Raw genomic sequence first — 24,235 nt, 5'->3', positions numbered from 1 at the left:
TTTTAATTATGTTTTCTGGCTTAACAAAGTTTATACTGGGGTTTTTCTTAGCGATCGCTGTGCTAATAGGTGGCGGTGCTGCAATTGCGCTTTATTTTATGAATCGTACTGGCATAGCCCCTGCCAAACCCATTTATTCCAATGATAGTCCTTCGGTGAAAGCCCAAGCTCCTAAAAAAACTGAGCCTGGAGGAGGTAAGCCCGCTCTTACACCTGGGACATCTACTCAATCGTCTCCAAGCTCAACCTCTACTCCCACAGAAGCACCAAAGGCTACCCCATCATCAAAACCATTACCAGCAGGAGCTTACCGAGGGCGTGTTAGTTGGGCCGAAGGCTTGAGTTTGCGATCGCAACCAAATCAAGAAGCTGAAAAGATTGGTGGGGTTCCTTTTAATCAAAAAATTATTATTTTGTCAGAAAGCGACGACAAATCCTGGCAAAAGATTCGTTTGGAAGGTAGCGAACAAGAAGGTTGGGTGAAAGCAGGTAATACTGAAAAAGTTGATGAACAATAGGTATAGGGCATGGGGCATGGGGCATTGGGCAAAAGAGTGCTGTTAGCGGATAGCTAGGGTTGAGCCAGTGCTGAGTTTTGTTGATCCCCTTGTCCCCTACTCCCCAGGGCACTTACTTATAAAGAATCATACGAAAAGTAATTATTACACATAGTAAGTAGTATACTTTTTTATAGTCGTTAACTTGAAAAAAGCAAGTGAAAACAGGGGTAGCTAGCCATTTAATCAAGCTTGCCTCAGTCTACGAGGCATCCGAAAGCATCAAGGTTGTTCCTATCGTAGTTAATTTTAAATTTTTAAATGGGAAAAAGTTATCGACTGGTGCTGCAATGCGTCTTTTGTCTGTGGCTCTAATTACGGGGCTTCTGAGTATTGCTGGGGAAGCTTTAGCGCTTCAGAAAATAGGAAGTAATGGGTCTGAAGTTAGCAGTAGCCAGAGATGTTTAAAAAAGTTAGGCTATTTTAACGGCCCGGTGACAGGTAAGTTTGCTAGCTTGACTCAAAATGCTGTGATCAAATTCCAGCAAGCCAATAGAATATCGACTGATGGAATTGTGGGTATTAGTACTCAACGAGCCTTGCAACGAGCGTGTCAAAGTAGAAGTTCTAGTAGAAATATCGGTGGCGCATCGCAAGCGCCAGTTGGTCAATATCCTACTCTTTCTCAAGGCAAAACTGGTGCAGCCGTCACAAGATTACAACAACGTCTACGGCAGTTAGGCTACTTTAATACTAATCCCACTGGGAATTTTGGACGAATTACTAAAGATGCTGTAATTGCATTCCAGCGAAGTTATCGCATAACTGCTAACGGGATTGTGAACCGACAAACTTGGAACGCACTAATGGGTTCCTCTCCGACTCCAGGAAGATCGAGTCTTTCCACTCAACAAGTCAGAGAACTCCAAGTGCGTTTGCGCCAGCTAGGTTATTTAAATGCTGATGCCACTGGGAATGTTGGCCCAATGACTAGAGAAGCTGTAATTGCATTCCAGCGAAATAATGGACTACCTGTTGATGGCATTGCTAATGCCCAAGTTTTGGACTCAGTGCGTAGAGTCTCCACAGGTGGTATTCAACAACCAGGTAGAAATTATCTAACTGTAGGCGATCGCGGAGAAAATGTCACATTAGTTCAAGAGCGTTTGGCGCAGTTGGGTTTCTCTAATACTAATCCTGATGGAGTTTTCAACGATTACACCAGACAATCTGTGATCGCATTCCAGCAACATTCTCGAATTAATTCTACTGGAAATGTAGATTGGCAAACTTGGGAAGCATTGGGGTTAAATGGTTCAACTGGGGGCAATTATACTCAAAATAATGATTATGTATTAGCTGAAACTAATCGCTATGCATTACCTCCTGCCAATGACTATGTAGTACCTGTTACCAATGGCAATACATTAGTTGCTAATAATCCTTACAGAGTAATAATTCCAATTTCTAGTAATGATACTCTGAGTAAAGTGCAACAATATATACCTAACGCTGTCACAGAGCAATCCAATCTAGGGGATTATGTGAATGCTGGAGCATTTAGCGATCGCGCCCAAGCAGAAACGCTAACGAAAAAGCTCCGTTCATTAGGTCTTGATGCACGGGTAAAATTCAATTAACTAATTTAAAATTCTTTTCTTCAAAATAAAATAAGCAGCCAAACCAACTATCAAATTGGTCAAAGAATAGCTTTGATCAAATCCTTGGGGCAAGAAATAGGGAATAGGCAACAGTGGTAAAAATATACTTATAAGGCACTATTGCAATAGGGAAAGATTAATTGCTTGTTGCCTTAAGGTGTACGAAATTTTTTCAAGCAATCGCAAATTTTCAGAGGCGATCGCACCAGCGATTGAATCAGCTAACAAGCAATTGGGGGATGCTGTTGATAATGCCGTACGAGCCAACATTAAATATGTCACTAATGAATTGAAGACATCTCAACCTGTATTAGCAGAATTTGTGAAGAAAGGACAAGTGAAAGTTCTAGGAGCTTACTATAATCTGGATACAGGTGACGTGCAAGTAATTGCTTAGTTATACAGCAGTTTGCAAGTAAGTGAGGTACAAAATGCAGGATTCAAAATTCAGATATAAAGAGTTTTTACATCCTACCTTAACACCTATAGCTTTGTGCTTCATGCAAAAGAAAACTGCTGTATCTTTGCTCTAACTCCAGACAAGAGCCTTCTTTGACAGCTATTTAAACTCTTGGAACTCAGGTTAAATTGACAGACTCAACTGTGAACCTTCCTGAGTTTTATTCACTTCAATCCTGGCTTGGAAAGCTTCTTTGAGGTGGGGCATGTGAGTGACAGTGAGAATGCAGGCGAAATCGGAAGCGATCGCATTAATCGCTGCAATCAAGCGATCGCATCCTTCAGCATCCTGTGTACCAAAACCTTCATCCACAATCAACAATTGCAACGCCGCCCCCGCCCGTTGCGCTAATAATTTCGCCAAAGCTAAACGAATGGCAAAGTTAATTCTAAATGCTTCTCCACCAGAGTAAGTTTCATAAGATCGCGTTCCTCTAGAATCAGCAATTAAAATATCTAAGGTGTCTATCAGTTTGGCATTTTTCTTGGTTGATTTAGCACTGCGCCCAGCTTTTTTAGTAATAAATTGTACATGAAACTGATTACCACTCAGCCGCGAAAGTAGTTGATTTGTCTCGGCTTCTAGTTGTGGTAAGACATTTTCAATCATCAGTGCTTGGATACCATTTTTACCAAAAGCTTGCGCTAATTCCTGATAAACCCGATATTCCTGCTTGCAAGATTGTAGTTGCTGCTGCTGTTGTTCATACTGAATTTGTAGCGTTTCCAATTGATGTGCCAGCTGTTCTAAACGCCCCAACTTTGTAATTTGCTCATCGAGTTGCCGTCTGCGTATTGCTAACTGCTGCTCTAAAGCTTGAATTTGGGCAGATGGGTTAGCTGTTGCTTGTAGTTGCTGAATAATGCTTTCGATTTGTCCGCCGAGTTTTTGCCGCTCCGTTAATCTGGCGCTTCTAGACTCCTCTAACTCTTGCAACCTCGTCTGGAGTTGCGGATACTGCTGCTGGGCTGATAGCAGTTGTTGATACCGCAAATGCCAAGATTGAGCTTTCTTTGCAGCTATACGCAAATTGTTGTGCTGCTCGGAACTGTAGCCAATTTCAGTAATGTGACGCTCAAGAGCCGCGATTTGTTTAGCACATTCAGAATCAATCTGATCCTGCTGGATTCTGGCTTGTAATTGGGCAATTTGGGATTGTAATTCTGGTTTTCGGGCTAATAGTTGCGCTTGTCGCTTAGTTGCATCTTTAATTTGCCCTTGTTTAATTTCTGCCCATCGCCACCGCTCAACTTCACTCCGGGCGAGGGCGTGGTCTTGTTCACTATAATTAACTTGTTGCAGATATTGGTCTAGCTGCCGGAGTTCGGTTTGTTTATCGGGAGCGTAATCACCAGCTTGGAGCGATCGCTCTAAATGCTGTTTTTCAGCAGCAATTTGTTGTAACTGTTGTTGCACATCAGTTGTCGCTTCTAACTGTGCTGCCAACTGTCCCCGTTGTTCGCGTAAACCGTCGTAGCCAGCCAATTGTTGGGATATATCGCGATATTCCTGCCTAAGTACCTGAATTTCTCGGTCAGAGACAGCCATTTGTTCTCGAACTACCCAAAACTGCCCTTGAGTATCCTCTAGCTCACTTTGGGTTTTTTCCACCACCCGACTCCAGTGATGTTCGTCTAAAGGACGCTCACATAATGGACAAAGTGCTTCGGGATTTTGGAGCATTTGCAATTTCTGCTCTAATTCTCCCAGCAGTTTTTCATAATCCCGTTGATGAGCTTGCAGACGTTCGATAAAGTGCCGCCTTTCTTGCCCTTTTTCTTGGACTCGTTGCAAATAAACCCGCTTTTTTTCCAGTTCCTCGATCTGGATTGCCACATCCATCACCGCTTGTTGTAGTTGCGGTTGGCGGCCGTGCTGGCGTTGCAATTGGTTCTCAGTACTTTGGAGTTGTTCGAGTCGCGCTACTAAACCAGCATGAGTGCGATCGAGTTGGCTTTGTAAAGTCGCTCGTTGTTGCAACAAGGGAGTCACTTGCATTTGCAATTGATCTAAACGAGCAACATGGTGACGTGCTGCGGTTAGTTGTGACAAAGCGGCTTCTACTTCACCTGATTTAGTCAGAGTTTGCTGAATGTCCCGCTCTTGCTGCTGCAAAGCTTCTAGCTGCGCTTGGGCTTGTTGGAGTTGCCGTTCGATTTCGTGAATTTGTTTGGTAAGCTGTTGTTGCTTTTGTTGGCGATTCTGTTGGGCGCGGGTGTATTCTTCAAATTTGACAGCAAAGGCTTCTTCTTGAGATTGGAGACTTTGATATTGGGCGTATCCAGCTTTAATCTCAGCTTCTTGGTGTAATATTTTTTCTAAATCTGATAGCTGAGAGCTAATAGCTGATTGTTCTTGTTGGAGGCGATCGCAATCTTGGGTAAGATTTTGGTATTGCTGCTTTACAAAATTTAGTTGTTGTTCCCAATTTTGGCGCTGGTGCTGGACAACTTGTAAACTTTGCAATTGAATATTATCAAAAGCTTGCACCTGTTGCAGTTGGTTGAGTTCGGCTTCTAACTCCACTCTTTGCGCTTGGGTGATTTCGCGTTGTTGCAGCTGAATTTTTATCGACTCCAAAGAACGCTCTAACTCTAGCGATCGCGCTTTGAACTGACGAGAAGATTCCTTTGCCCGTTCTTCCAAATCATCATACTGATTGAGTTTCAACAACTCCGCTAAAATTTCTTTGCGTTCTGTGGGACGCTTGAGCATGAATTCATCTGCACGACCTTGACGTAAGTAGGCAGAATTAATAAATGTATCGTAATCGAGCTTGATGTGTTCTAAAATCAAATCCTGTGTCGCTCTTACCCCTTTGCAAGTGAGTGAGCGAAACCCAGATGGTATTTCTATTTGAAATTCAAGAACGCTAGTACCTCCCCGAATTCGGGTGCGAATCACCCGATATTTTTGCTGGTTACTTTGAAAAGTAAAATCAACCCGAACTTCTTTCGCACCAGAATAGATGACATCATCTTCAGCAGTGGCGCGGCTTTCACCCCAAATTGCCCAAGTGATTGCTTCTAAAAGAGAAGATTTACCCGCACCATTGGAACCACAAATACAAGCCGTATGCAAACCGCCAAAATCTAAAGTTGCATCACGGTAACTGAGAAAGTTTTTGAGGATAAGTTGTACTGGGATCATTCAGGCTATAGCGCCACATCTACTTTTAATAAATAACAGTACAGATGCACTGTTTGTTAGTTTAGCTATCTAGATATCAGGTTTCTAGTCTTGAAGACATCAAATTTACAAAAATTTACAATAGTATGAGTTAATTTTTCTTGTTGCATGAAAAAGTTTTACTGTCTTCGGAGAAAAATGAAACTCTCCAGGAGGCTTTTCGTTATTTTTTTGTGTTGACTGAGAAGAAAACATTCTTATTTGATTTGTGAGAATTGAAAGTTACAGATCCCTGACTTATTAAAGAAGTCGGGGATCTTTCTTGTCGAATTTGTCATTGGCTAATTGCGATTGCGATCGTTTGACCTAAACCGAGGTATCAACAGTTCAATGTATGTACCTATAGCAAATTTGGTTAAATCTAAAAATTGAGGGCGACTCTTCTCATCGATGACTGCAAGAGTGAGAGAACCAATCACCATAATCAGCGTTACAACAGCCAGCACTTCATCTCTTGAAGAAAACTTCTTGGATAACATTGATCCACTCCTAAATCGTTTGAATCACTACATCCCTACTTTGACAGGCGAGTGTTTGTTGTAAGCTTAAATACAGGTTTGTGATATGAGTGACTTGTGTATGCGATGAGGATGAATTGCCAAATTCGCAGTTAGAATCAGCAAAAGTGTAATGGTTAGCTTATGTCCGGGCGATCGCTTTTCAGTTCTCCAGAAGGTATCCAAAAAGCAAGAAGAGCTTTAATTCGTTATTCCTTAACTCAAAAAGCATTAGCTGAAGATTTAGAAGTAACTCGCCAGCCGATCGGAAAATTCTTTACAGGTAAACCTGTTAACCGCAATCTCTTTGTCCAGATTTGCGACAGACTAGACCTAGAGTGGGAAGAAATAGTCGCTGAACCAGCCAGTGAACCAGAGGTAAATCAGGATAACAGTATTGATATTGATGCGATCGTGCAAGAAGTACGCGAAAAGATAAAACCCCTCATTCAAGAACGCTGCGGCACAATGCGGGTGTTAGATATGACTAAACCCATCGGCTTGAATGACATCTATACCAGCATTAATATCCTAGAAAAAATCACTGGGCGACAACGGTTAGGAATTGATGAATTATTGCAACACTGTAGCAGACAGGATTTTGACCTCTTTGGACTTAACAGAATCATTGAAAAACGAGTTCCAGGATTGGAAGCGGTTGAGAAATATTCCAAGCTAATGATTTTGGGTAAACCAGGAGCAGGTAAAACCACATTTTTGAAGTATTTAGCAATTCAGTGTATTAAAGGTGAGTTTCAAGATCATCGCGTGCCAATTTTTATCACACTCAAAAATTTTGCCGAAGCTGCAAATAAACCGGGATTATTAGAATACATTAGTGAAAATGCCATAAATCACGTTTTTGAGACAGATAATATTTTAGACAGGCAATTTATTGCGTCTATCCAAGATGTAATAACTCAGGGCAAAGCATTAATTTTACTAGATGGATTGGATGAAGTTAGAGAAGAAGATAATATCTGCGTCTTAAAGAAGATTCGAGACTTTTCTGAGCGTTTCTGGAACAATCAGTTTGTAATAACCTGCCGCATTGCAGCACGAGAATATACATTTGAAAAATTTACCGAAGTAGAAATTGCTGATTTTAATGACGAACAAATTACGACATTTGCAAACAACTGGTTTCAGGGTAAGGGTGTAAAAGTGGAGACTTTTATTAAACAGTTGAAAAACAATAACAGAATCAAACAACTGACCGCAAGCCCTCTGCTATTGACGTTAGTATGTTTGGCATTTGAAGAGTCAGGGGATTTTCCAGGCAATCGTTCTGAACTGTATAAAGAGGGACTGGATGCGCTGCTAAAAAAATGGGATGCTAAACGCGGTATTCAGCGCAATCTGATTTACAAAAAGCTATCAATCCACCGAAAGGAAGATTTACTCAGCAAAATTTCCCTAACTACGTTTGAGCAAGGAGATTATTTATTTAAGCAGAAAACAGCAGAACAATATATCATAGATTACATCCGCAATTTACCTTCTGCTAATACTGATGAAGAAGAATTGCAAATCGACAGTGAAGAAATTTTCCGTTCTATTGAGCATCATCATGGCTTAGTTGTGGCAAGGGCTAAAGGAATTTACTCGTTTTCACATCTAACATTTCATGAGTATTTTACAGCTAGAGAATTTATTATTGTTAAGCAATCGTCAGAAACATCATTGCAAAGCCTGGTCAAGCACATCACCGAAAAACGCTGGCGAGAAGTCTTTTTGCTAGCAGTTGGAATGTCGCCAAATGCAGACTGTCTGTTACTGTTAATCAAACAAAAGGTTGATTTACTTTTGGCTAGTGATGATAAATTGCAGGAATATTTGATGTGGGTAAATCAGAAATCTGTTTCAGTTGAGGTTCCTTATAAGTTAGCTGCTGTTAGGGCTTTTTACTTTGCTCGTGCCCGTGTGCGTTCCCGTTTCCTTTCTCGCTCTCTTGCTCGCTCGCTTGCCCGCTCTCGCTCTGTTGCCCGCGCCATTGCCCGCGCCCTCGATCTCGCCCGTGCCCTCGATCTCGCCCGTGCCATTGATATCGATCTCGCGCGCGACCTCGCCCGCGATCTCTCACTCGATTTGGATTTCAAGAAAGCACAGCAACAACTTCAGGAGCAACTACCTAAACGAGACAGTGAGAATGAAATATTTAAGCAATGGTGGAAAGCTAATAGCCAAGCTTGGACTGAGAAATTAAGAGTAGTGATGATTAAATATCGTACTACTTGCCATAATTGGCAGTTCAGCGATGGGCAGAAGGAATTATTGAACCAGTATTACAATGCTAATAAGTTTTTGGTAGATTGCCTAAATAGCGATTGTTATGTAAGTCGTGAAGTGCGACAGCAAATAGAAGATACTTTGCTATTACCGATCGCAGAGATTAAACAGCGTCAGCAGCAATCTTAAATACACACATAACAGATACTAAATCATTCGTTAAGAAAGCGAAAATATTTTCCAATTTCTAGCAAATAAATTTATAATGGAAGTAAGAGTTCGCAGTCAGCCTATTCGCCTCTATTCGATGGCTTAAGATATGTGGACATAAATAATAAAACAGCATTTAGGAACAAAATAATACTCATTTTATGTCTTATGAGTGTTTCGCCTCTTACTTTTAGTAATGCACATTAGCAGGATAAAAATTCTGAACCACTATGTCTACAACGGGTTAAGCCCACGCGATCGCACACTCTTCCCATCATAATAAGTACTTGTATACGTCTATAGACAGGTTCAACAACAGTCAGAAACAAACTCAGTGAATCCTCGTCATTAAATACATCACATACACAAAGGATAACCCTCTTATGACTCGCCTACATCAATGGAAATCTGGAACTGCTGCACTTATGGCAATGGCCGTTACTACAAGCGTCATTAGCCCCCTATTCAGCTTGGCTCCTGCTAATGCACAATACAACATTGGGCAAAACAGAACTGGGCAATACGGAAACGCTACCATTCCTTCTGGAGTTGCTCTTCCTGTCACCTACGAAAAAGAGACAATTACTATTGCTCCTGGAGAAAGTAAATCTCTAACCTTGAGAATAGCCAACGACATTATCGACAGAAATAGAAACGTCTTGATTCCTGCTGGTACTAAAGTACATGGACGGCTAGAATCTGTTGACTTAGATAGTTATTCAAGAGATACAAGAGATGATGATAATCAAGGAAAAGGTGTAAAGTTTGTCGCTCAAGAATTAGAATTTTCTAATGGTCAGCGTCAGTCGATTAATGCAACTTCTCGGACATACACCACAACTCAAAGAGTTTCACAGAAGCCCAACACCAATCAGGTTTTAACTGACGCAGCTATTGGTGGGGGTGCTGGTCTTTTAGGTTCATTAATTACTGGTAATCGCAGAATTGACGATTTAAAACCTGTTATTGGTGCGGCTGCGGGTGCGGGTGCTAGCGTGCTATTGCGGAAAAAAGAAGGAAATGCATTTGTCCTCAGACCTGCACAGGATTTAAGGCTTACACTGGATTCTAACTTGAATTTAGTACCAAGATCGCGCTACTAAATTTACCTTCATTCAAGTTGTGAATTTAATTATCCGTTATATGCGATCGCCACTTTAACTAGAGTGTGCGATCGCCTTTATTTTTAACCCTCAAAACTTCTATTGATCAGCAACTATTGCACCTTTATATCGTCTTAATCAATATCGATATCGATATTGATTGTAATACTTATTTAAAAGTTGTCTCTATTGTATTCTGTATCTAAAAGAGTATTCAAAATCATGGAATATCCTGATACTTTTGTTAAGTAGTGGCGATCAAGGAGCTTTTTCTTGTGGTAATTCAAGGTTTAAATTTAAGCACATATCTTGCAATTCCCGTATTATTAAGTCTTTTGGTTCCGGGAGACAATATAAAAGTATCTTTAGTTGAAAACGTCCGTCAGGCATCCACTAACAAGGAAGTGAGCCTATCTAGCCGTGAGCTAATCAGCGCCAATTCAACACCGAAAACATACTATGTTAGTGGTACTGGAAACGACAATAATAGCGGACTTTCTACTTCATCCGCCTTTAAAACAATTCAAAAGGCAGCAGACCTTACGAACCCTGGCGATACAGTACTGATTATGAACGGAGTATACACAAATACAGACAAAGCTGGGAGTGTAGTAAGTATTAAACGTTCTGGGACTGCAAATGCATGGATTAGGTATAAAGCATATCCTGGGCATTTCCCAAAAATTCAGCACAATACATGGAATGGTATCACAATTTCAAATAAAGCTTCATATATCGAGATCAACGGGCTAGAGGTTATAGGAAACAATGCCAATATCACCCTTGATTACGCGATGAGTGAGAAGACTAACAAACAAAACCCACTGACGAATGGAAACTGCATCAACGTTGATGGTCGAACGAATGGTCATGTTCATCACATCCGTATTCTGAACAACAAAGTACATGACTGTGGAGGAGCAGGTATTTCAGCGATTCAAGCGGACTATGTGACAATAGATAATAATGTGGTATTTAATAATGCCTGGTACAGCGTTTATGGTTGCAGTGGCATTTCAATGTTGAGTAATTGGAATTCTGACAACAACCAGGGATATAAGATGTTTGTTACCAACAACAAGACCTACAACAATCGCATGTACATCCCTTGGATTGCAGTTGGAAAGATCACAGACGGCAATGGCATTATTATCGATAGTACAAGAAATGATGAAAACTCAAAATTGGGTGCATATAAAGGACGTACTTTAGTTAAAAACAATCTTGCATTTAATAATGGTGGTTCAGGAATTCATGCATTTTTAAGTGAGCATGTTGATATTGTAAATAACACAGCTTTTTTGAATAATCAGAGTCCAGAACTTAATGGTGGACAAATATTTGCTCATACCTCATCCGATGTCAGAATTTTAAGGAACATTCTCTATGCTTTTCCTGGAAAAAATATTAACAATAACACTAAAAATGCAAACGTTGTTTATGATTACAATATTTATCTGAATAGTTCTAAGATAAGTGTCAAGGGGACTCACGATATTGTTGCAGACTCACAGTTTTTAAGTAAGCATCCCACTCTCGAAAAAATCTCTGAGAATTGGAAATCGCTAGAGAAACAAAATCCGCCAACGCGGACATCTATAGAGGCTAAGTCAGCGGATTTTGTTTGCGATCCAGTGAATTATCCTTTGCAAGACAAACTCATCAAAGTGGGATGCTCCCCGCTATCTTTAGCTCAAACTGCTTTTTCTGATGTTTCATCTAACTATTGGGCAGCACAATTTATTCAACAATTATCTCAGCGAGGTGTAATTGCCGGATTTCCCGATGGTAGCTTCCGCCCAGAAGAACCGGTGACACGCGCTCAATTTGCCGCGATGGTCAACAAAGCTTTCCAAAAAGCACAGCAACGGCAGCCAATCAGTTTTGCTGATGTGCCTAGCAACTATTGGGCATCCAGTGCGATTCAGCAAGCTTATACCATTGGTTTTTTGTCTGGTTATCCTGGAAATCGCTTTGAACCTAACCAGGCTATTCCTCGCGAGCAGGTTTTAGTTTCCCTCGCTAACGGTCTAGCATATACTCCCAGTGGCAATACCGAAAGCACTCTGCAATACTTCAACGATGCCTCTAACATCGCTAGCTATGCCCGTAGCCCGATCGCCGCAGCAACCCAAAAGCAAATTGTGGTGAATTATCCAAATGTCAAGTTACTGAATCCAACCGCAACTGCTACTCGCGCTCAGGTAGCAGCTTTTATCTACCAAGCATTGGTTAGTTCTAATCAAGCCTCAGCAATTAACTCACCCTATGTCGTGTTAAAACTTAGCAATTAATTCGCCATACACAGTAGTTGTCGGGTCTACTACTTCAACACCTGTATCAGTCACAATTAGAATCTTTTGACTTAAATAGCCCTCTTTTGTCACTTTCAGAAAATAATAATCGAAGCAACATTCTGAAACTTTTATGTAGCCCAGCTTTGAGCTTTTATTTTCTAACAGTAACTCAAATTTGTAGCCAAAACCTGGAGATGTAAGCCCTGAAAGGCTTTCAGCGATTGGGTTCTACCAAAGTGACAAAAGAGGGATAGTTATTCAATAGGCGATCGCCACTTTAACTAGAGTGTGCGATCATCTTCATTTTTACACTTAAAACTTCTATTTTCAAGCAACTATTCTATACTCTGTATCGTCTGACTCAGTATCCATATTTCTTGAAATACTTATTTAATTGTGCCAAGAGATAATACGGTGATTAGACTATTTATAGTCTATAAGTAAATATGCGTAAATAATCGAAGGTTTGCAGAGAGAAATTTAGCCCTTAATTGTTCGCGTAGCGTCTTTTCGGCGCAGTCTCTTGTAGAGAAGAGAGAACTGAAGCCCTTGTGATAAAATAATCTTAAAATTTTTACATTACTTAATCTACTTTGTTTCATTCTCGCCTACTTGCCTACTTCGTTTGACAGAGATTTTTTGACCATGACTATATAACTAAGGTAATGGTTTTTACAAAAAACCTAAAAATTGGGAACCTCATGCTTCAGTAAATGTCTAATTAATTAACAGTAAAAAACTAATTGTGACTGGAGTTAAAAATTAATGTTTACTTTAAATTGTTGGCAATCTAGAACAGCTGCACTTATGGCTTTGAGCGTCACAGTCGGTACTGTAGCGCCTTTCATTACAGCTTCGCCATCTTTAGCTCAAACTACTTTTTCTGATGTTTCATCTAACTATTGGGCAGCACAATTTATTCAACAATTGTCACAGCGAGGTGTAATTGCCGGATTTCCTGATGGTAGCTTCCGCCCAGAAGAACCGGTGACACGCGCTCAATTTGCCGCGATGGTCAACAAAGCTTTCCAAAAAGCACAGCAACGGCAGCCAATCAGTTTTGCTGATGTGCCTAGCAACTATTGGGCATCCAGTGCGATTCAGCAAGCTTATACCATTGGTTTTTTGTCTGGTTATCCTGGAAATCGCTTTGAACCTAACCAGGCTATTCCTCGCGAGCAGGTTTTAGTTTCCCTCGCTAACGGTCTAGCATATACTCCCAGTGGCAATACCGAAAGCACTCTGCAATACTTCAACGATGCCTCTAACATCGCTAGCTATGCCCGTAGCCCGATCGCAGCAGCAACCCAAAAGCAAATTGTGGTCAACTATCCGAATGTGAACTTCTTGAATCCAACTGCAACCGCCACTCGCGCCCAAGTAGCAGCTTTTATCTACCAAGCATTAGTTAGTTCTAATCAAGCCTCAGCAATTAACTCACCCTATGTTGTGGCTGTCGGATCTACTACTCCAACATCTGCATCAGTCACAATTCCCCAAGGGACTGCTATTGCTGTGAAGTATGACAAGGCAGAAAAAATTCTGGTAACAAAGGATGAAACATCGCCCTTGACATTGACAGTATCTCAAAACGTGGTTACGCAAGATGGATCTGTAGTGATTCCTGCTGGTAGTCAGGTTATTGGTCAACTCAAACCTGCTACGGGTGGTTCTCAATTCGTTGCCGAGAAACTGGTTTTGCCCAGTGGTCAAGAGTATCAGCTGAACGCTACTTCTGACGTTATTACCAAAACTGAAACCGTCAAGAAGGGTACTAGTGTTAGTTCAATTATCAAGAATACTGTATTGGGCGCAGGTGCGGCAACTGCGGTATCTGCTGTCACTGGCGATCGCGCCATTGCCACAGAAGAAGTCTTGGGTGGTGCTGGTATCGGTGCATTGGTTGGTCTGTTCTTCGGCAAGAATAGTGTTGACTTAATCGCCATTGACCCAAATACCGATTTACAAATGACAATCAATCAAAATTTGTTGGTTTCACTAAGATAGTCATTAGTCATTGGTCATTAGTATTTACAAAAGACAAATGACCAACTCTCTACTTCAGTGATTAGCCATTAGTCTTTACAAAGGACAAATGACAAATGACAAATGACTAATTTTGAACTTCCGGCAACCAAATAATAAACGTAGTTCCTGGCGCATTGGGTGAAGTGAATTTAGAGTTGATTGCAGGGCTGAAAACCTCGATTTCACCCTGCATTTGCTCTATTAATTGTTTAGCGATCGCTAACCCCAAACCTGTGCCGGGGATTTCTGTTTGCGCTTGTACACCGCGATAATGCCGTTCTCCAAGATGTTCTAAATCTTGGGGTGGAATGCCAGGCCCGTTATCACTAATAACTATTCCCTGAAAATGAGCTTTTTCTTGCCCCGCCTGAATTAAAATTTTGCCACCAGTGGGAGTGTATTTCAAAGCATTATCAATAATGTTAGTTAACACCTCTCGTAATGCTTTGATATTGGCACGTACTAGGGATGAATTCTGTTGAATTTCTGTTATTAATTTTAGCTTTCGCTCTTGGGCGATCGCTTTGGCTGATATTAATAATGGTTCTAATATATCTGCTAACGAGCAGTCAACTGCTTTATCTCCCGTTCCCGGTAATAATAGCGGCGGTTTAGCGTCTTTTTGGATAGTTGCTTCTACAAATACTTCATCTTCTGGTAGATGTAGTGGTGCTAAATCTGCCTGTGTCAAGTCAATTACTTGTTCAAATTGTTGCAGTAATTCTTTAAGGCGATCGCTTTCTCTGACAATACTATTTGCCACATCCCGGTTAGCGTCTGCTGGTCGTAGTCGTTTCAATAGCAGTTTGCCAAAAGTTCGTAACGCCGTTAATGGGTTACGAAACTGATGCAACAGGTTATCCAGCAAATCCCGCTGTTTTTCTTGGAGAATTTGTTGCTCGCGTAACTGCTGCTCAAACCATGCTCGCCGCTGATCTAAAATACAAGCGATCGCTAATGTTTGGGCTATCCGTTGAATCTGACTTTGTTCGTGTTCATTCCATACCCGGTCTTTCCTACCTGTCACTAGTAACCCCATCATCACACCCTCATAAATCAGAGGTAAAACAATTTGGTTGCCACTAAGTAAGTACTCCTCTTTGAGATCGGGTTGAGACGCATCTGGTATCTCAGACTCCCGTGACGAAGTTGGAGATTCTGAACCTGCTGTCAATAACCTTCCCTGATGATTGGGTAATATAAACGCATTTCCAAGTTGAAGTTGCTTGTATGCCGTCGCTTCAATAGTTTCCTCTCCTGGCGGCAATAATGCTGTTTCCGGGTAAATCACCACAGGAATCAGTTTGGCATCGCCGGACGGAGTATCTACCAATTCTTGTGTTAGGTACACAATACTTAAAGTTGCTCCCAGCCCTTGGGTTAGTAGCGCTATTTGCTCTCGACACAGAGCAAGAAAATCGGAACTGGCAGACATTAACATTTTTTAGCTCTTGCTCAAGATTATAGATTTTGAGGCATGATGTAAGAGAGGATACTTAATTTTTACCTCATTCATTTAATAAAGCTTAACTAAAATTTTCTTAGAGATGGTTTGTACTAGGAGATTATATTCTTAGGTGATTTTATTTTCTCTATGTTTCAAAGATATTAACTTTCTTATATTAAAAGGTTAAAAACTATTGATATTCTGAACTAGAACCTATATAATGACGACGGATTTTGTAGCTATCACTACAATCTATAGCTTGAAAGAGGAGGACAATAGATTGGCAAGGAGACGCAAAAGGAAGAGTCGTCGTCGTCAGGAAGGACGGCGCATTTTGGAGCATGTGCCTCAATATAGCATCGAAAGTGGCGAAGAAAAGCCTGTAACAGCAGCTAGAAGATTCATTCAAGCTGAAGGGATTTTGCCACCAGCGTTGCTACTTGTAAAGCGAAATGAACACACTACAGATCGTTATTTCTGGGCAGAAAAGGGGCTGTTTGGTGCTCAATACGTAGAGGAAAATCATTTCTTGTTTCCTAGTTTGAGGGTGTTAGAACCTTCACCAGGTCAAGAACCTCTTGCTTTAGCTAGTCGGTGAACCATAGATGGTCATCTTGGGCATTGAATGTGGCTCCTGACTATTATTAACTGGCAAAATTGCTAAGTTTATGCAAAATTTAATTTTTTTTTAGTTTGTAGCTGATTTGCCAGTAAATCTAGTCCAGGTAGTTGGAAAGTGAACCTGTTTCAAACCACGCTAGATTGCATGGGTTGATACTAATTTGATGATGCAGAAAGGAGTGGGTATAGAGCCAAGCGTGTCTAAAAGTGCTAGTGAAGTTGCGCTCTTATGCCGTAGATGGTTAAAGTTTGCTCTGTCAATGAATTTAAGTTGATGAATTTAAATTTTTTCCCCACGACCAAAGTCGTGGGGAAAACTGACAAAGCAGCAATCTTGATTTTCTTCTTCCTACTTTCCATTACCTAAAGAGTAGGTCAGGTCAGAAGTCTGCATATCATAGTTAAGAGATGGTCGCAAAAATCAAAAATTATTTCCCAGGCTTGAGCTGTAGAGTCCTCTGCAACTCACCGAGTTCATCTCGATGGGCGACTACAGTGATCTTACTTGAGGAGGTTTGTTCGCTCTGAGTTGTTTCTACTTTGAGCGACACCTTCTCAAGTCTTCCAGATTTTTTCCAATAAAATAGACCACTTAAAGGCGACAGCAGTACCATCGCCAGAACAAGGGTACTGAGGCTAGGAAAAAGCAGGGATGTAACCAGAGATAGACAAACAATCCCAGTCGCTGCCAGTAAAGTTAGAAATATAGCTAAGAACCAACTGGGGCGAACATTACCTTCAAAAGTTACCTGATTTTGTTCTCGGTTTACGGCTGCAACTCGGTAAGACCGCGATCGAAAATACTCTTTTAATTGAGACATTAAAACAGCTTCATCTTGCTCAGATACTAGTTGAGCCATTTCTGTGCGGTCTTTAGTCGAGGCACGAATAAAGAAAAACAGCCCAACCGATAACAACAAGGTTAGCAGGAACGTAGAAGGCAGAATAGCAGTATCCATAACTAATTGTTAGTGTTTGACTGGAGGAGACTTATTCATTATCAATGATTCGTTACTTTTTCCTCCCGTTGATGTAGTGTTGCCAAAGAAAAGCTAAATCCTGAGCTTGAACTTGCCATTCGGGAGAAACTTGGTACATCCGCCTGGGGCGTCCCCGTCCTTCGAGTTTCTTCCAATATCCAGTGATTGCACTTTGGTCTTCCAGAAATTTAATTGCACTGTAAAGTACGGTATCTGAAAGCCGATAGACGGGATACTCAGTTTCTAATTGCTCGATCAACTCGGTTCCGTAGGATTCACCTTGTAATAAAACAGACAGTATGTAACAAACTGCTAGTTCCTGACAAAGGTAAGTTGGCGGAGGATTCTCAAAAAATTGATATATATCCTCAAGTTTCATGGTTAGTGAATGGCTAAAAAAATGTCTTAGGGTAAAGTCTACAATCCTTGTAGCCAGTATACAGTGCTACTACTACGTGAGTAATACATATAAAGCTACTTAGACTAGATATCCATTGCGTAAACATCAAACAATTACCCACGCCTGTGAAGTTGTGGGGCGAGTTTGCGAGTTTTAAGGGCACAAAACAATGTACCCTCACTCAAGCTCGATACGGTGTGGTGAGGAGCGAACAGACAGTGAGAGAGTCACTATCTTGGTGTTAACTGATGCCGAGCTGCTTAGAACTGCTTAAGCAATAAAATGCCATCGAAGAAATTTTACAGGTAAAATGCTATTTTGTCTGTAAAACTTAATAAACACTTTGTTTTACAGTGATTTTCCCAATGTAAATTCTCAAATCTTCAGCGAAGGGATATATCTGGGATCAAGCTGCTACGTCAGTAGACACACTTAAGCAGTAACTATTTCTGATTTCCTCGATCGCAGAATTTCTTGTCTTATTTGGCAAGTGTAATAGTAAATTGATCAAAGAAGGCGCTACATACTAGGGGAAAGAAGACAGGAGAGGGGAGACGTAGGGAAAGAACTCTCCGTGTCCTCGCATTCTTTCGTCCTCTCATCCTCGTCTTCTTTTATCAAGCACCCAGCATATTAGCGATCGCTATGTCACAAACTCCCGATGCCCCATCATCTTCCTCAACTCTTAGGGCAATTGCCCAAACTTTTCGCCTTACAGGTTGGATTAGCTTCTGGATTCAGCTAGTACTAGGCGTTGTTTCTAGCATAATTGTGCTACTGTTCGCCATCTTTAATCAAAGAACTGGCAGTCCTAGTAATAATCCTGGGACTGGCTTTGGTGTATTTTTAGCAATTTGTGGACTGGTTGTTTTAGGTGGGGGGATTTATTTAGCTTACCGTTACACGAGAATTGGCAAGCAATTGGAATCCTCCAATCCCAGCAACCGCCCTCGGAAAAGCGAGACTGTGCAAGTATTACGCTTAGGTGTGTGGGTGAATTTAGGAGGAACCCTAGTGACCCTTTTGGGGGCGCAAGCGATCGTTGGCACACTGGTAGCGCGATCCATATCTCCACAAGCGATAACTACCCAATTTTTTGACCCTACCCGAATTATTAGCGGTCTAGATATGCTTGTAGTACAGGCAAACACCAACACCGTCTCAGCCCACTTTGCAGGGCTGGTGGCGTCACTTTGGTTACTCAATCGCATTAACCGACCTTAAAAAAGGGAGTCAACCCCTTCAGGGAATTCAAAATTCAAAATTCAAAATTATTATCCCCATAAATAAATTTAGGGGCTTGAAATAAGGATAAATTATTTCTCATGCTTCGTATCTCGAAATAAATCTTTTTTCTTGTCCATAAATAAATTTAGGGGCTTGTATCCTTTTCTGTTTTGGTCAGAAGAAAAGGTAATAGTCAAAAATTAGCAATTTCTTTGACTTCTTTTCTCCTCTTTTTCAGCGGTAGCAATAATTCAAATATGTTGATTGAAGTTTTCCGAAATTATTAAATTAGAGTGTGGATAATAATACCAGTTATATTAGCACCCATCTAAAGAGTGATATTAGAACCGTTATCAGGGTGAATTAATCTTTATTAGAGGTCTTACACTATGAAAAAACTAGAAATTTGGAAGTTTGGTATACAAGTACTTTTTAGCACATTGATGATTGGATTATGTAGTTCCCTAATCTTTATGGAACGCGATAATAGCCAAAATCAGGCAGTGTACTGGAGTGGTTTATCAGGTGTACTTGCCTACTGGCTACCCTCACCTGCAAACACTCAGGAGTCTAGAAAATCAGAAGATTAATCCCAAATTTTGGATTTTCAATTTTTCTAGCCCTGCCAATCTTGCCAGGGCTAGAAAAATTGAAATGCTTGCTTTTCTGCTCACACGAAGCCAAAATCAGTATATGCTGATGTGTTGGCAGGTAGATAATAGGCTAAAAACTGAGAAAAATCTGTGCTGGATATCAAGCAAATACGGGAAAATCCGCAATTAGTTCAAGAACGATTGAATAGTCGTAGTGGTAAATACGACATAGAACCGATATTACTGTTAGATCGGCAACAACGGGAACTTGAGGGGACGCGTAGTCAACTCCAAGCCCGTAGCAACGAAATTGGTAAAATTTTCGGTCAGAAGATTAAATCTGGGATCAATCCTCAAGACCCAGAAATTCAAGCTTTGCGGGATGAAGGTAACTCTGTAAAAGTGACGTTGAGTCAACTGGAACCCCAAGAAAAAAACCTCAAAGCCGAAATTGCTCAACTTGTGTTGGCACTTCCCAACTTGCCAAGCGACTCTACACCCCTTGGAAAGAATGAGGAAGATAACGTAGAAGTGCGCCGTTGGGGTGATCAGTACATTCCCCAAAATCCGAATATTCTCCCTCACTGGGAAATTGGCGAAAAGCTGGGTATTCTCAATGTTGAACGAGCTGTAAAAGTTGCCCAAAGTCGATTTGTGACATTGATGGGCGCTGGTGCGGCATTGGAGAGGGCATTAATTCAATTTATGCTGAGTCTCCATACTCAGGCTGGGTATGTGGAAGTCAGTCCACCGCTGTTAGTTAATACTGAGTCTTTGACGGCGACCGGTCAGTTACCCAAGTTTGCGGAAGAAAGCTTTAAATGCGCTGATGATGATTTATGGCTGATTCCGACAGCTGAAGTTCCAGTTACAAATCTCTACCGGGGTGAAATTCTCGCTGCTGAGGATTTGCCTATTTACCACTGTGCTTATACTCCCTGTTTTCGCCGCGAAGCTGGTAGCTATGGGCGTGATATGCGGGGATTAATTCGCCTGCATCAGTTCAACAAGGTGGAAATGGTGAAATTTGTCGAACCTAGTACGTCTTTTGATGAACTGGAGAAATTGGTAGGGAATGCAGAAGCAATTTTACAGGCGTTGAAGTTGCCATACAGAGTAGTAAATTTAAGTACTGGAGATTTGGGATTTGCCTCTACCAAAACTTATGATTTAGAGGTTTGGTTGCCCTCTTCTGGCAAATACCGCGAAATTTCTAGCTGTTCCAATACTATAGATTTCCAGGCGCGACGGGCTGATATTCGCTTTAAAGAGGCGGGGAAGAAAGGCACTCAGTTCGTACACACTCTGAATGGTTCGGGTTTGGCGGTGGGAAGGACGATGGCAGCAATTTTGGAGAATTATCAACAATCTGATGGGACGGTGAGGATACCAGAAGTCCTGCAACCTTATTTTGGGCGTGAACTTTTGTAATTTGTCCTTAGTCTTTTACCAATGCCCAATGCCCAATGCCCAATTAGAATGGAGATAACTATAGCTTAATATCTTCACTAAATTTACTCTATGTCAGTTTTAGCAGCGATCGCAGTCTTGGCTGTTTTGATCTTGGTACACGAGTTGGGACATTTTGTTGCAGCACGTTCTCAAGGCATTCTCGTTAACCGTTTTTCTTTGGGTTTTGGCCCAGTTCTTTTGAAGTACCAAGGTTCACAAACCGAATATGCTATCCGCGCCTTTCCTTTGGGCGGCTTTGTGGGCTTTCCTGATGATGACCCCGATAGCGATGTTCCACCCAATGACCCAAATCTGCTGCGTAACCGTCCAGTTTTAGACCGGGCTATTGTCATCAGTGCCGGAGTGATCGCAAATTTAATATTTGCCTATTTGGTGCTGGTTCTGCAATTGGGTATCGTTGGTATTCCCAAAGAATTAAACTATCAAGCTGGTGTGATTGTACAGCCTGTTAATCAAGAATCTGTTGCCTATCAAGCAGGAATTCGGGAAGGAGATATTATTCTGGCTGTTAATGGTCAAGAACTCCCGGCTTCTGATAAATCAACTCCTTTGCTGACAAAAGAAATTCAAACTCATCCCAATCAGCAAATAGAACTGAAAATTCTGCGCGAAAATCAAGAACAAACCCTGAAATTAACACCAAAGCTAGGAGCCGATGGCAAAGGTGTAGTTGGTGTGGCACTTAGTCCAAATGCTACAGCAGTTTATCGCCGTCCGAATAGTCCTTTTGAAATTTTCGGTCTTGCTGCTAACAGGTTTCAACAATTATTTGTTGGGACACTGAGCGGTTTTGGACAGTTGATTACCAATTTTCAACAAACTGCTGGACAAGTTTCTGGGCCAGTTAATATCGTCAAAATAGGTGCGAAATTAGCTGAGGACAATAGTGTAAATCTGTTGTCTTTTGCGGCAATTATCAGCATTAATTTGGCTATTATCAATATTTTGCCTTTGCCAGCCTTGGATGGCGGACAACTGGCTTTTCTGCTGATTGAAGGCTTGCGCGGTAAGCCTGTACCGTCCCGGATTCAAGAAGGTGTAATGCAAACTGGTTTGGTATTACTCTTAGGCTTAGGAATTTTTCTGATAGTCAAAGAAACTACCCAATTAACTAGCCAATTGGAGTGGGTACAAAAATTGTTCCAGTGAGCATTACCCGCAAATCGTTATCTAAAAAGCAACGGGCAATAGAAATTTTAGCTCGTCTGAAGCGTCTTTATCCAGATGCTACTTGCTCTTTGAACTACTCAACGCCAGTACAATTGTTGGTGGCAACGATTCTCTCTGCTCAGTGTACTGATGAGCGAGTGAATAAGGTGACACCAGCTTTATTTGGTAAGTTTCCTGATGCTGAGAGTTTAGCGATCGCTGACTTGGTAGAATTAGAAAGTTTGGTGCGTTCAACTGGGTTTTATCGCAATAAAGCCAAGAACATTCAAGCCGCCTGTCGGATGATTGTCACTGAGTTTAACTCTGTTGTCCCCAACCAAATGGAGCAATTATTAAAGCTTCCTGGTGTGGCGCGCAAGACAGCAAATGTCGTTCTGGCTCATGCTTATGGTATTAATGTTGGCGTGACAGTAGATACTCACGTTAAGCGCCTCACCGGACGTTTGGGTTTAACTGAAGCAAAAGACCCGGTTCGGATTGAGCAAGATTTAATGGGTTTATTGCCTCAGCCTGATTGGGAAAATTGGTCAATTCGGCTGATTTATCACGGTCGTGCTATTTGTAAAGCACGCTCTCCCGTCTGCATTGCTTGTGAGCTTGCTGATTTATGTCCTGCTGCAAATAAGCCAGTGGTTGTCGGATAAGCGACACAAGTAACCCCAGAATTGATGGAGAGACTGTAGAATGGAAAACGGTGTCTTTAAATAAGTTAGAGAATATATGGCTAAAAAGAGCATGATTGAGCGCGAGAAAAAGCGCACTAGGTTGATAGAAAAGTATGCTGACAAGCGGGAAGCTCTTTTGGAAGAGTTCAGAAGTGCAGCATCTCCTTTGGATAAGCTAGAAATCCACCGGAAGATTCAACAGCTACCCCGGAATAGTGCGCCTACCCGTCACCGCAACCGTTGCTGGTTGACTGGTCGTTCTAGAGGTGTTTACCGCGATTTTGGGTTGTCTCGGAACGTACTGCGAGAATGGGCGCATGAAGGTCTTTTACCTGGAGTTGTTAAGTCTAGTTGGTAGTCAAGAGTCATTAGTCATTAGTCATTGGTAAATAACAAAGGACTAATGACAAAATATTATTGACCACAACACTTATCAATTCCCAGACTTTCTAAGAGTAGATCGCTGACGGCGTTGGCGATCGCAAACTCTCCGTAGAAGCTATTGGAAAAATCATAGGACTGCATCTCTGTGACAATGGCAATTACCAGAGAACCAAGGTCATTTTCTCCTTCCATCCGTTGACGCACAAAAATCTGTGCGGCTCGTTGGGCAATATTTTGGTTGACTGCTTCGGGGATAAATTCTGTATCTAGCCACCGTTGTAAGCGTTCTCGTAACCATTCACCTTCGAGTAGGGGGTTTTCGGGCGGTGGTAGGGTGATGGGTGGAATTGGTTGAGTCATTTTTTTTAACGCAGAGGGACGCGGAGGGAAACGCAGAGGAACGCTGAGGTTGACTCTTAGCATCAAATTGCGTTTCTAAGAGTGTTTTTTTATATTTATTTATGCAATATGATATCGCCGCTATTGTTGAGGGCTATGCCCAAGGCTATTTTCTCATGGCTGATGAACGCGATCGCCTGAGTTGGTACGGAAGTCGCGATCGGACTTTTATTCCTTTGGATGAGCGGTTTCGCTACCCCAAGTCTTTACAGCGCGTTCTGAATCAAGAACGGTTTACTGTGGCAATTAATCGGGACTTCCAAGCTGTAGTGGCTGGCTGTGCTGACAGAGAGACAACTTGGATTTCACCGGAATTGGAAAAGATTTACTGGCTACTTTACCAGAAGGGTTACGCTTACAGTTTTGAAACTTGGCAGGGTGACGAATTAGCTGGGGGAATTTTAGGGATTGTGATTGGTGGGGCTTTTATTGGCGAGTCGATGTTTTACCGCATTCCCGAAGGTTCAAAGGTGGCGATGGTCAAGTTGGTAGAAAAATTGCGTCAGAGGGAATTTGTATTTTTTGATGCCCAAATGATGAATCCCCATTTGGAAAGGTTTGGCGCTTATCGGGTTGGGGATAAAGAATATCAATATTTACTTCAGCAAGCGTTGCAACGTGCTTGTAGCTTAGTATAATTTTATAAAAAAGCCTCGGATGTGATTGTTACTGATGTAGTAATGGCGGGAATGAAGGTATTGCTAT

Annotated in this window: 20 protein-coding genes and 1 pseudogene; 15 read left to right on the top strand and 6 right to left on the bottom strand. The window is 41.5% G+C overall.

What is annotated here, in order from left to right; all coding sequences use genetic code 11:
* Window positions 1–8: 8 nt before the first annotated feature.
* The 3 genes from HWQ43_RS03985 to HWQ43_RS03975 all read left to right on the top strand — a co-directional run bounded on the left by HWQ43_RS03985 (window position 9) and on the right by HWQ43_RS03975 (window position 2,555).
* A complete protein-coding gene (locus tag HWQ43_RS03985; protein ID WP_292730670.1) occupies window positions 9–518 on the top strand; it encodes an SH3 domain-containing protein in 510 nt (169 codons plus the stop codon).
* Window positions 519–715: 197 nt separating this feature from the next.
* Window positions 716–2,137, top strand: coding sequence for a peptidoglycan-binding protein (locus HWQ43_RS03980; RefSeq protein WP_292730519.1), 1,422 nt, complete (start codon window positions 716–718; stop codon window positions 2,135–2,137).
* Window positions 2,138–2,315: 178 nt separating this feature from the next.
* On the top strand, window positions 2,316–2,555 hold the full coding sequence (locus HWQ43_RS03975; protein ID WP_292730517.1) for a carbonic anhydrase: 240 nt from the start codon (window positions 2,316–2,318) through the stop codon (window positions 2,553–2,555).
* A 186-nt stretch (window positions 2,556–2,741) separates the two neighbouring features.
* Here the strand turns inward: HWQ43_RS03975 and HWQ43_RS03970 are convergent, their stop codons facing one another.
* Both HWQ43_RS03970 and HWQ43_RS03965 read right to left on the bottom strand, forming a co-directional pair.
* Window positions 2,742–5,768, bottom strand: coding sequence for an SMC family ATPase (locus HWQ43_RS03970; RefSeq protein WP_292730515.1), 3,027 nt, complete (start codon window positions 5,766–5,768; stop codon window positions 2,742–2,744).
* Window positions 5,769–6,088: 320 nt separating this feature from the next.
* A complete protein-coding gene (locus HWQ43_RS03965; RefSeq protein WP_292730513.1) occupies window positions 6,089–6,286 on the bottom strand; it encodes a hypothetical protein in 198 nt (65 codons plus the stop codon).
* A gap of 162 nt (window positions 6,287–6,448) precedes the next feature.
* Here HWQ43_RS03965 and HWQ43_RS03960 point away from each other — a divergent pair, with 162 nt between their 5' ends.
* The 4 genes and pseudogenes from HWQ43_RS03960 to HWQ43_RS03945 all read left to right on the top strand — a co-directional run bounded on the left by HWQ43_RS03960 (window position 6,449) and on the right by HWQ43_RS03945 (window position 14,150).
* Complete coding sequence (locus HWQ43_RS03960) at window positions 6,449–8,722, top strand: NACHT domain-containing NTPase (protein WP_292730511.1); 2,274 nt, start codon at window positions 6,449–6,451, stop codon at window positions 8,720–8,722.
* A gap of 404 nt (window positions 8,723–9,126) precedes the next feature.
* Window positions 9,127–9,846: a conjugal transfer protein TrbI gene (locus tag HWQ43_RS03955; RefSeq protein ID WP_292730509.1), complete on the top strand. Its 720-nt coding sequence runs from the start codon at window positions 9,127–9,129 to the stop codon at window positions 9,844–9,846.
* 1,634 nt (window positions 9,847–11,480) lie between these two features.
* Window positions 11,481–12,122: pseudogene (locus HWQ43_RS03950) on the top strand (S-layer homology domain-containing protein); the annotation flags it as partial.
* Window positions 12,123–12,908: 786 nt separating this feature from the next.
* Window positions 12,909–14,150, top strand: coding sequence for an S-layer homology domain-containing protein (locus HWQ43_RS03945; protein ID WP_292730507.1), 1,242 nt, complete (start codon window positions 12,909–12,911; stop codon window positions 14,148–14,150).
* A gap of 106 nt (window positions 14,151–14,256) precedes the next feature.
* Here HWQ43_RS03945 and HWQ43_RS03940 read toward each other — a convergent pair whose 3' ends face one another.
* Entirely contained in the window at window positions 14,257–15,612 is a 1,356-nt protein-coding gene (locus tag HWQ43_RS03940; protein ID WP_292730505.1) for an ATP-binding protein, read from the bottom strand.
* Window positions 15,613–15,898: 286 nt separating this feature from the next.
* Between HWQ43_RS03940 and HWQ43_RS03935 the strand changes: the two genes are divergently transcribed.
* Window positions 15,899–16,216, top strand: coding sequence for a DUF3155 domain-containing protein (locus tag HWQ43_RS03935; protein ID WP_041566316.1), 318 nt, complete (start codon window positions 15,899–15,901; stop codon window positions 16,214–16,216).
* 451 nt (window positions 16,217–16,667) lie between these two features.
* Here HWQ43_RS03935 and HWQ43_RS03930 read toward each other — a convergent pair whose 3' ends face one another.
* Together HWQ43_RS03930 and HWQ43_RS03925 are read right to left on the bottom strand one after the other, a co-directional pair.
* Complete coding sequence (locus tag HWQ43_RS03930; protein WP_292730503.1) at window positions 16,668–17,198, bottom strand: cofactor assembly of complex C subunit B; 531 nt, start codon at window positions 17,196–17,198, stop codon at window positions 16,668–16,670.
* Between the two features lie 52 nt (window positions 17,199–17,250).
* A complete protein-coding gene (locus HWQ43_RS03925) occupies window positions 17,251–17,598 on the bottom strand; it encodes a PadR family transcriptional regulator (RefSeq protein WP_292730501.1) in 348 nt (115 codons plus the stop codon).
* 666 nt (window positions 17,599–18,264) lie between these two features.
* Here HWQ43_RS03925 and HWQ43_RS03920 point away from each other — a divergent pair.
* The 6 genes from HWQ43_RS03920 (at window position 18,265) to rpsN (ending at window position 23,105) form a co-directional block, all read left to right on the top strand.
* Window positions 18,265–18,843, top strand: a complete 579-nt coding sequence (locus tag HWQ43_RS03920; protein ID WP_292730500.1) for a DUF3611 family protein — start codon at window positions 18,265–18,267, stop codon at window positions 18,841–18,843.
* Window positions 18,844–19,235: 392 nt separating this feature from the next.
* Window positions 19,236–19,436, top strand: coding sequence for a hypothetical protein (locus HWQ43_RS03915; protein WP_194044275.1), 201 nt, complete (start codon window positions 19,236–19,238; stop codon window positions 19,434–19,436).
* A gap of 153 nt (window positions 19,437–19,589) precedes the next feature.
* The gene (gene serS, locus HWQ43_RS03910) at window positions 19,590–20,870 is read left to right on the top strand and encodes a serine--tRNA ligase (protein WP_292730496.1); all 1,281 of its coding nucleotides are present in this window, start codon (window positions 19,590–19,592) and stop codon (window positions 20,868–20,870) included.
* 90 nt (window positions 20,871–20,960) lie between these two features.
* Window positions 20,961–22,061, top strand: coding sequence for an RIP metalloprotease RseP (rseP, locus tag HWQ43_RS03905; protein WP_292730494.1), 1,101 nt, complete (start codon window positions 20,961–20,963; stop codon window positions 22,059–22,061).
* A complete protein-coding gene (gene nth / locus HWQ43_RS03900) occupies window positions 22,037–22,726 on the top strand; it encodes an endonuclease III (protein WP_292730492.1) in 690 nt (229 codons plus the stop codon). The genes rseP and nth overlap by 25 nt, the downstream gene beginning before the upstream one ends.
* Before the next feature lie 76 nt (window positions 22,727–22,802).
* Window positions 22,803–23,105: a 30S ribosomal protein S14 gene (gene rpsN, locus HWQ43_RS03895; RefSeq protein ID WP_012410383.1), complete on the top strand. Its 303-nt coding sequence runs from the start codon at window positions 22,803–22,805 to the stop codon at window positions 23,103–23,105.
* 56 nt (window positions 23,106–23,161) lie between these two features.
* On the opposite strand, the gene HWQ43_RS03890 is transcribed toward rpsN, so the two are convergent.
* Window positions 23,162–23,491 (bottom strand): hypothetical protein, encoded by a 330-nt coding sequence (locus HWQ43_RS03890; protein WP_012410384.1) that lies wholly within the window; start codon window positions 23,489–23,491, stop codon window positions 23,162–23,164.
* A gap of 101 nt (window positions 23,492–23,592) precedes the next feature.
* Here HWQ43_RS03890 and aat point away from each other — a divergent pair, with 101 nt between their 5' ends.
* Window positions 23,593–24,168 (top strand): leucyl/phenylalanyl-tRNA--protein transferase, encoded by a 576-nt coding sequence (gene aat / locus HWQ43_RS03885; protein ID WP_292730490.1) that lies wholly within the window; start codon window positions 23,593–23,595, stop codon window positions 24,166–24,168.
* Window positions 24,169–24,235: the final 67 nt, after the last annotated feature.

This window comes from Nostoc sp. JL31 (genome assembly GCF_017114965.1).
Classification (GTDB): domain Bacteria; phylum Cyanobacteriota; class Cyanobacteriia; order Cyanobacteriales; family Nostocaceae; genus Nostoc; species Nostoc punctiforme_A.
This window is presented reverse-complemented; position numbering and strand designations above follow the sequence as displayed.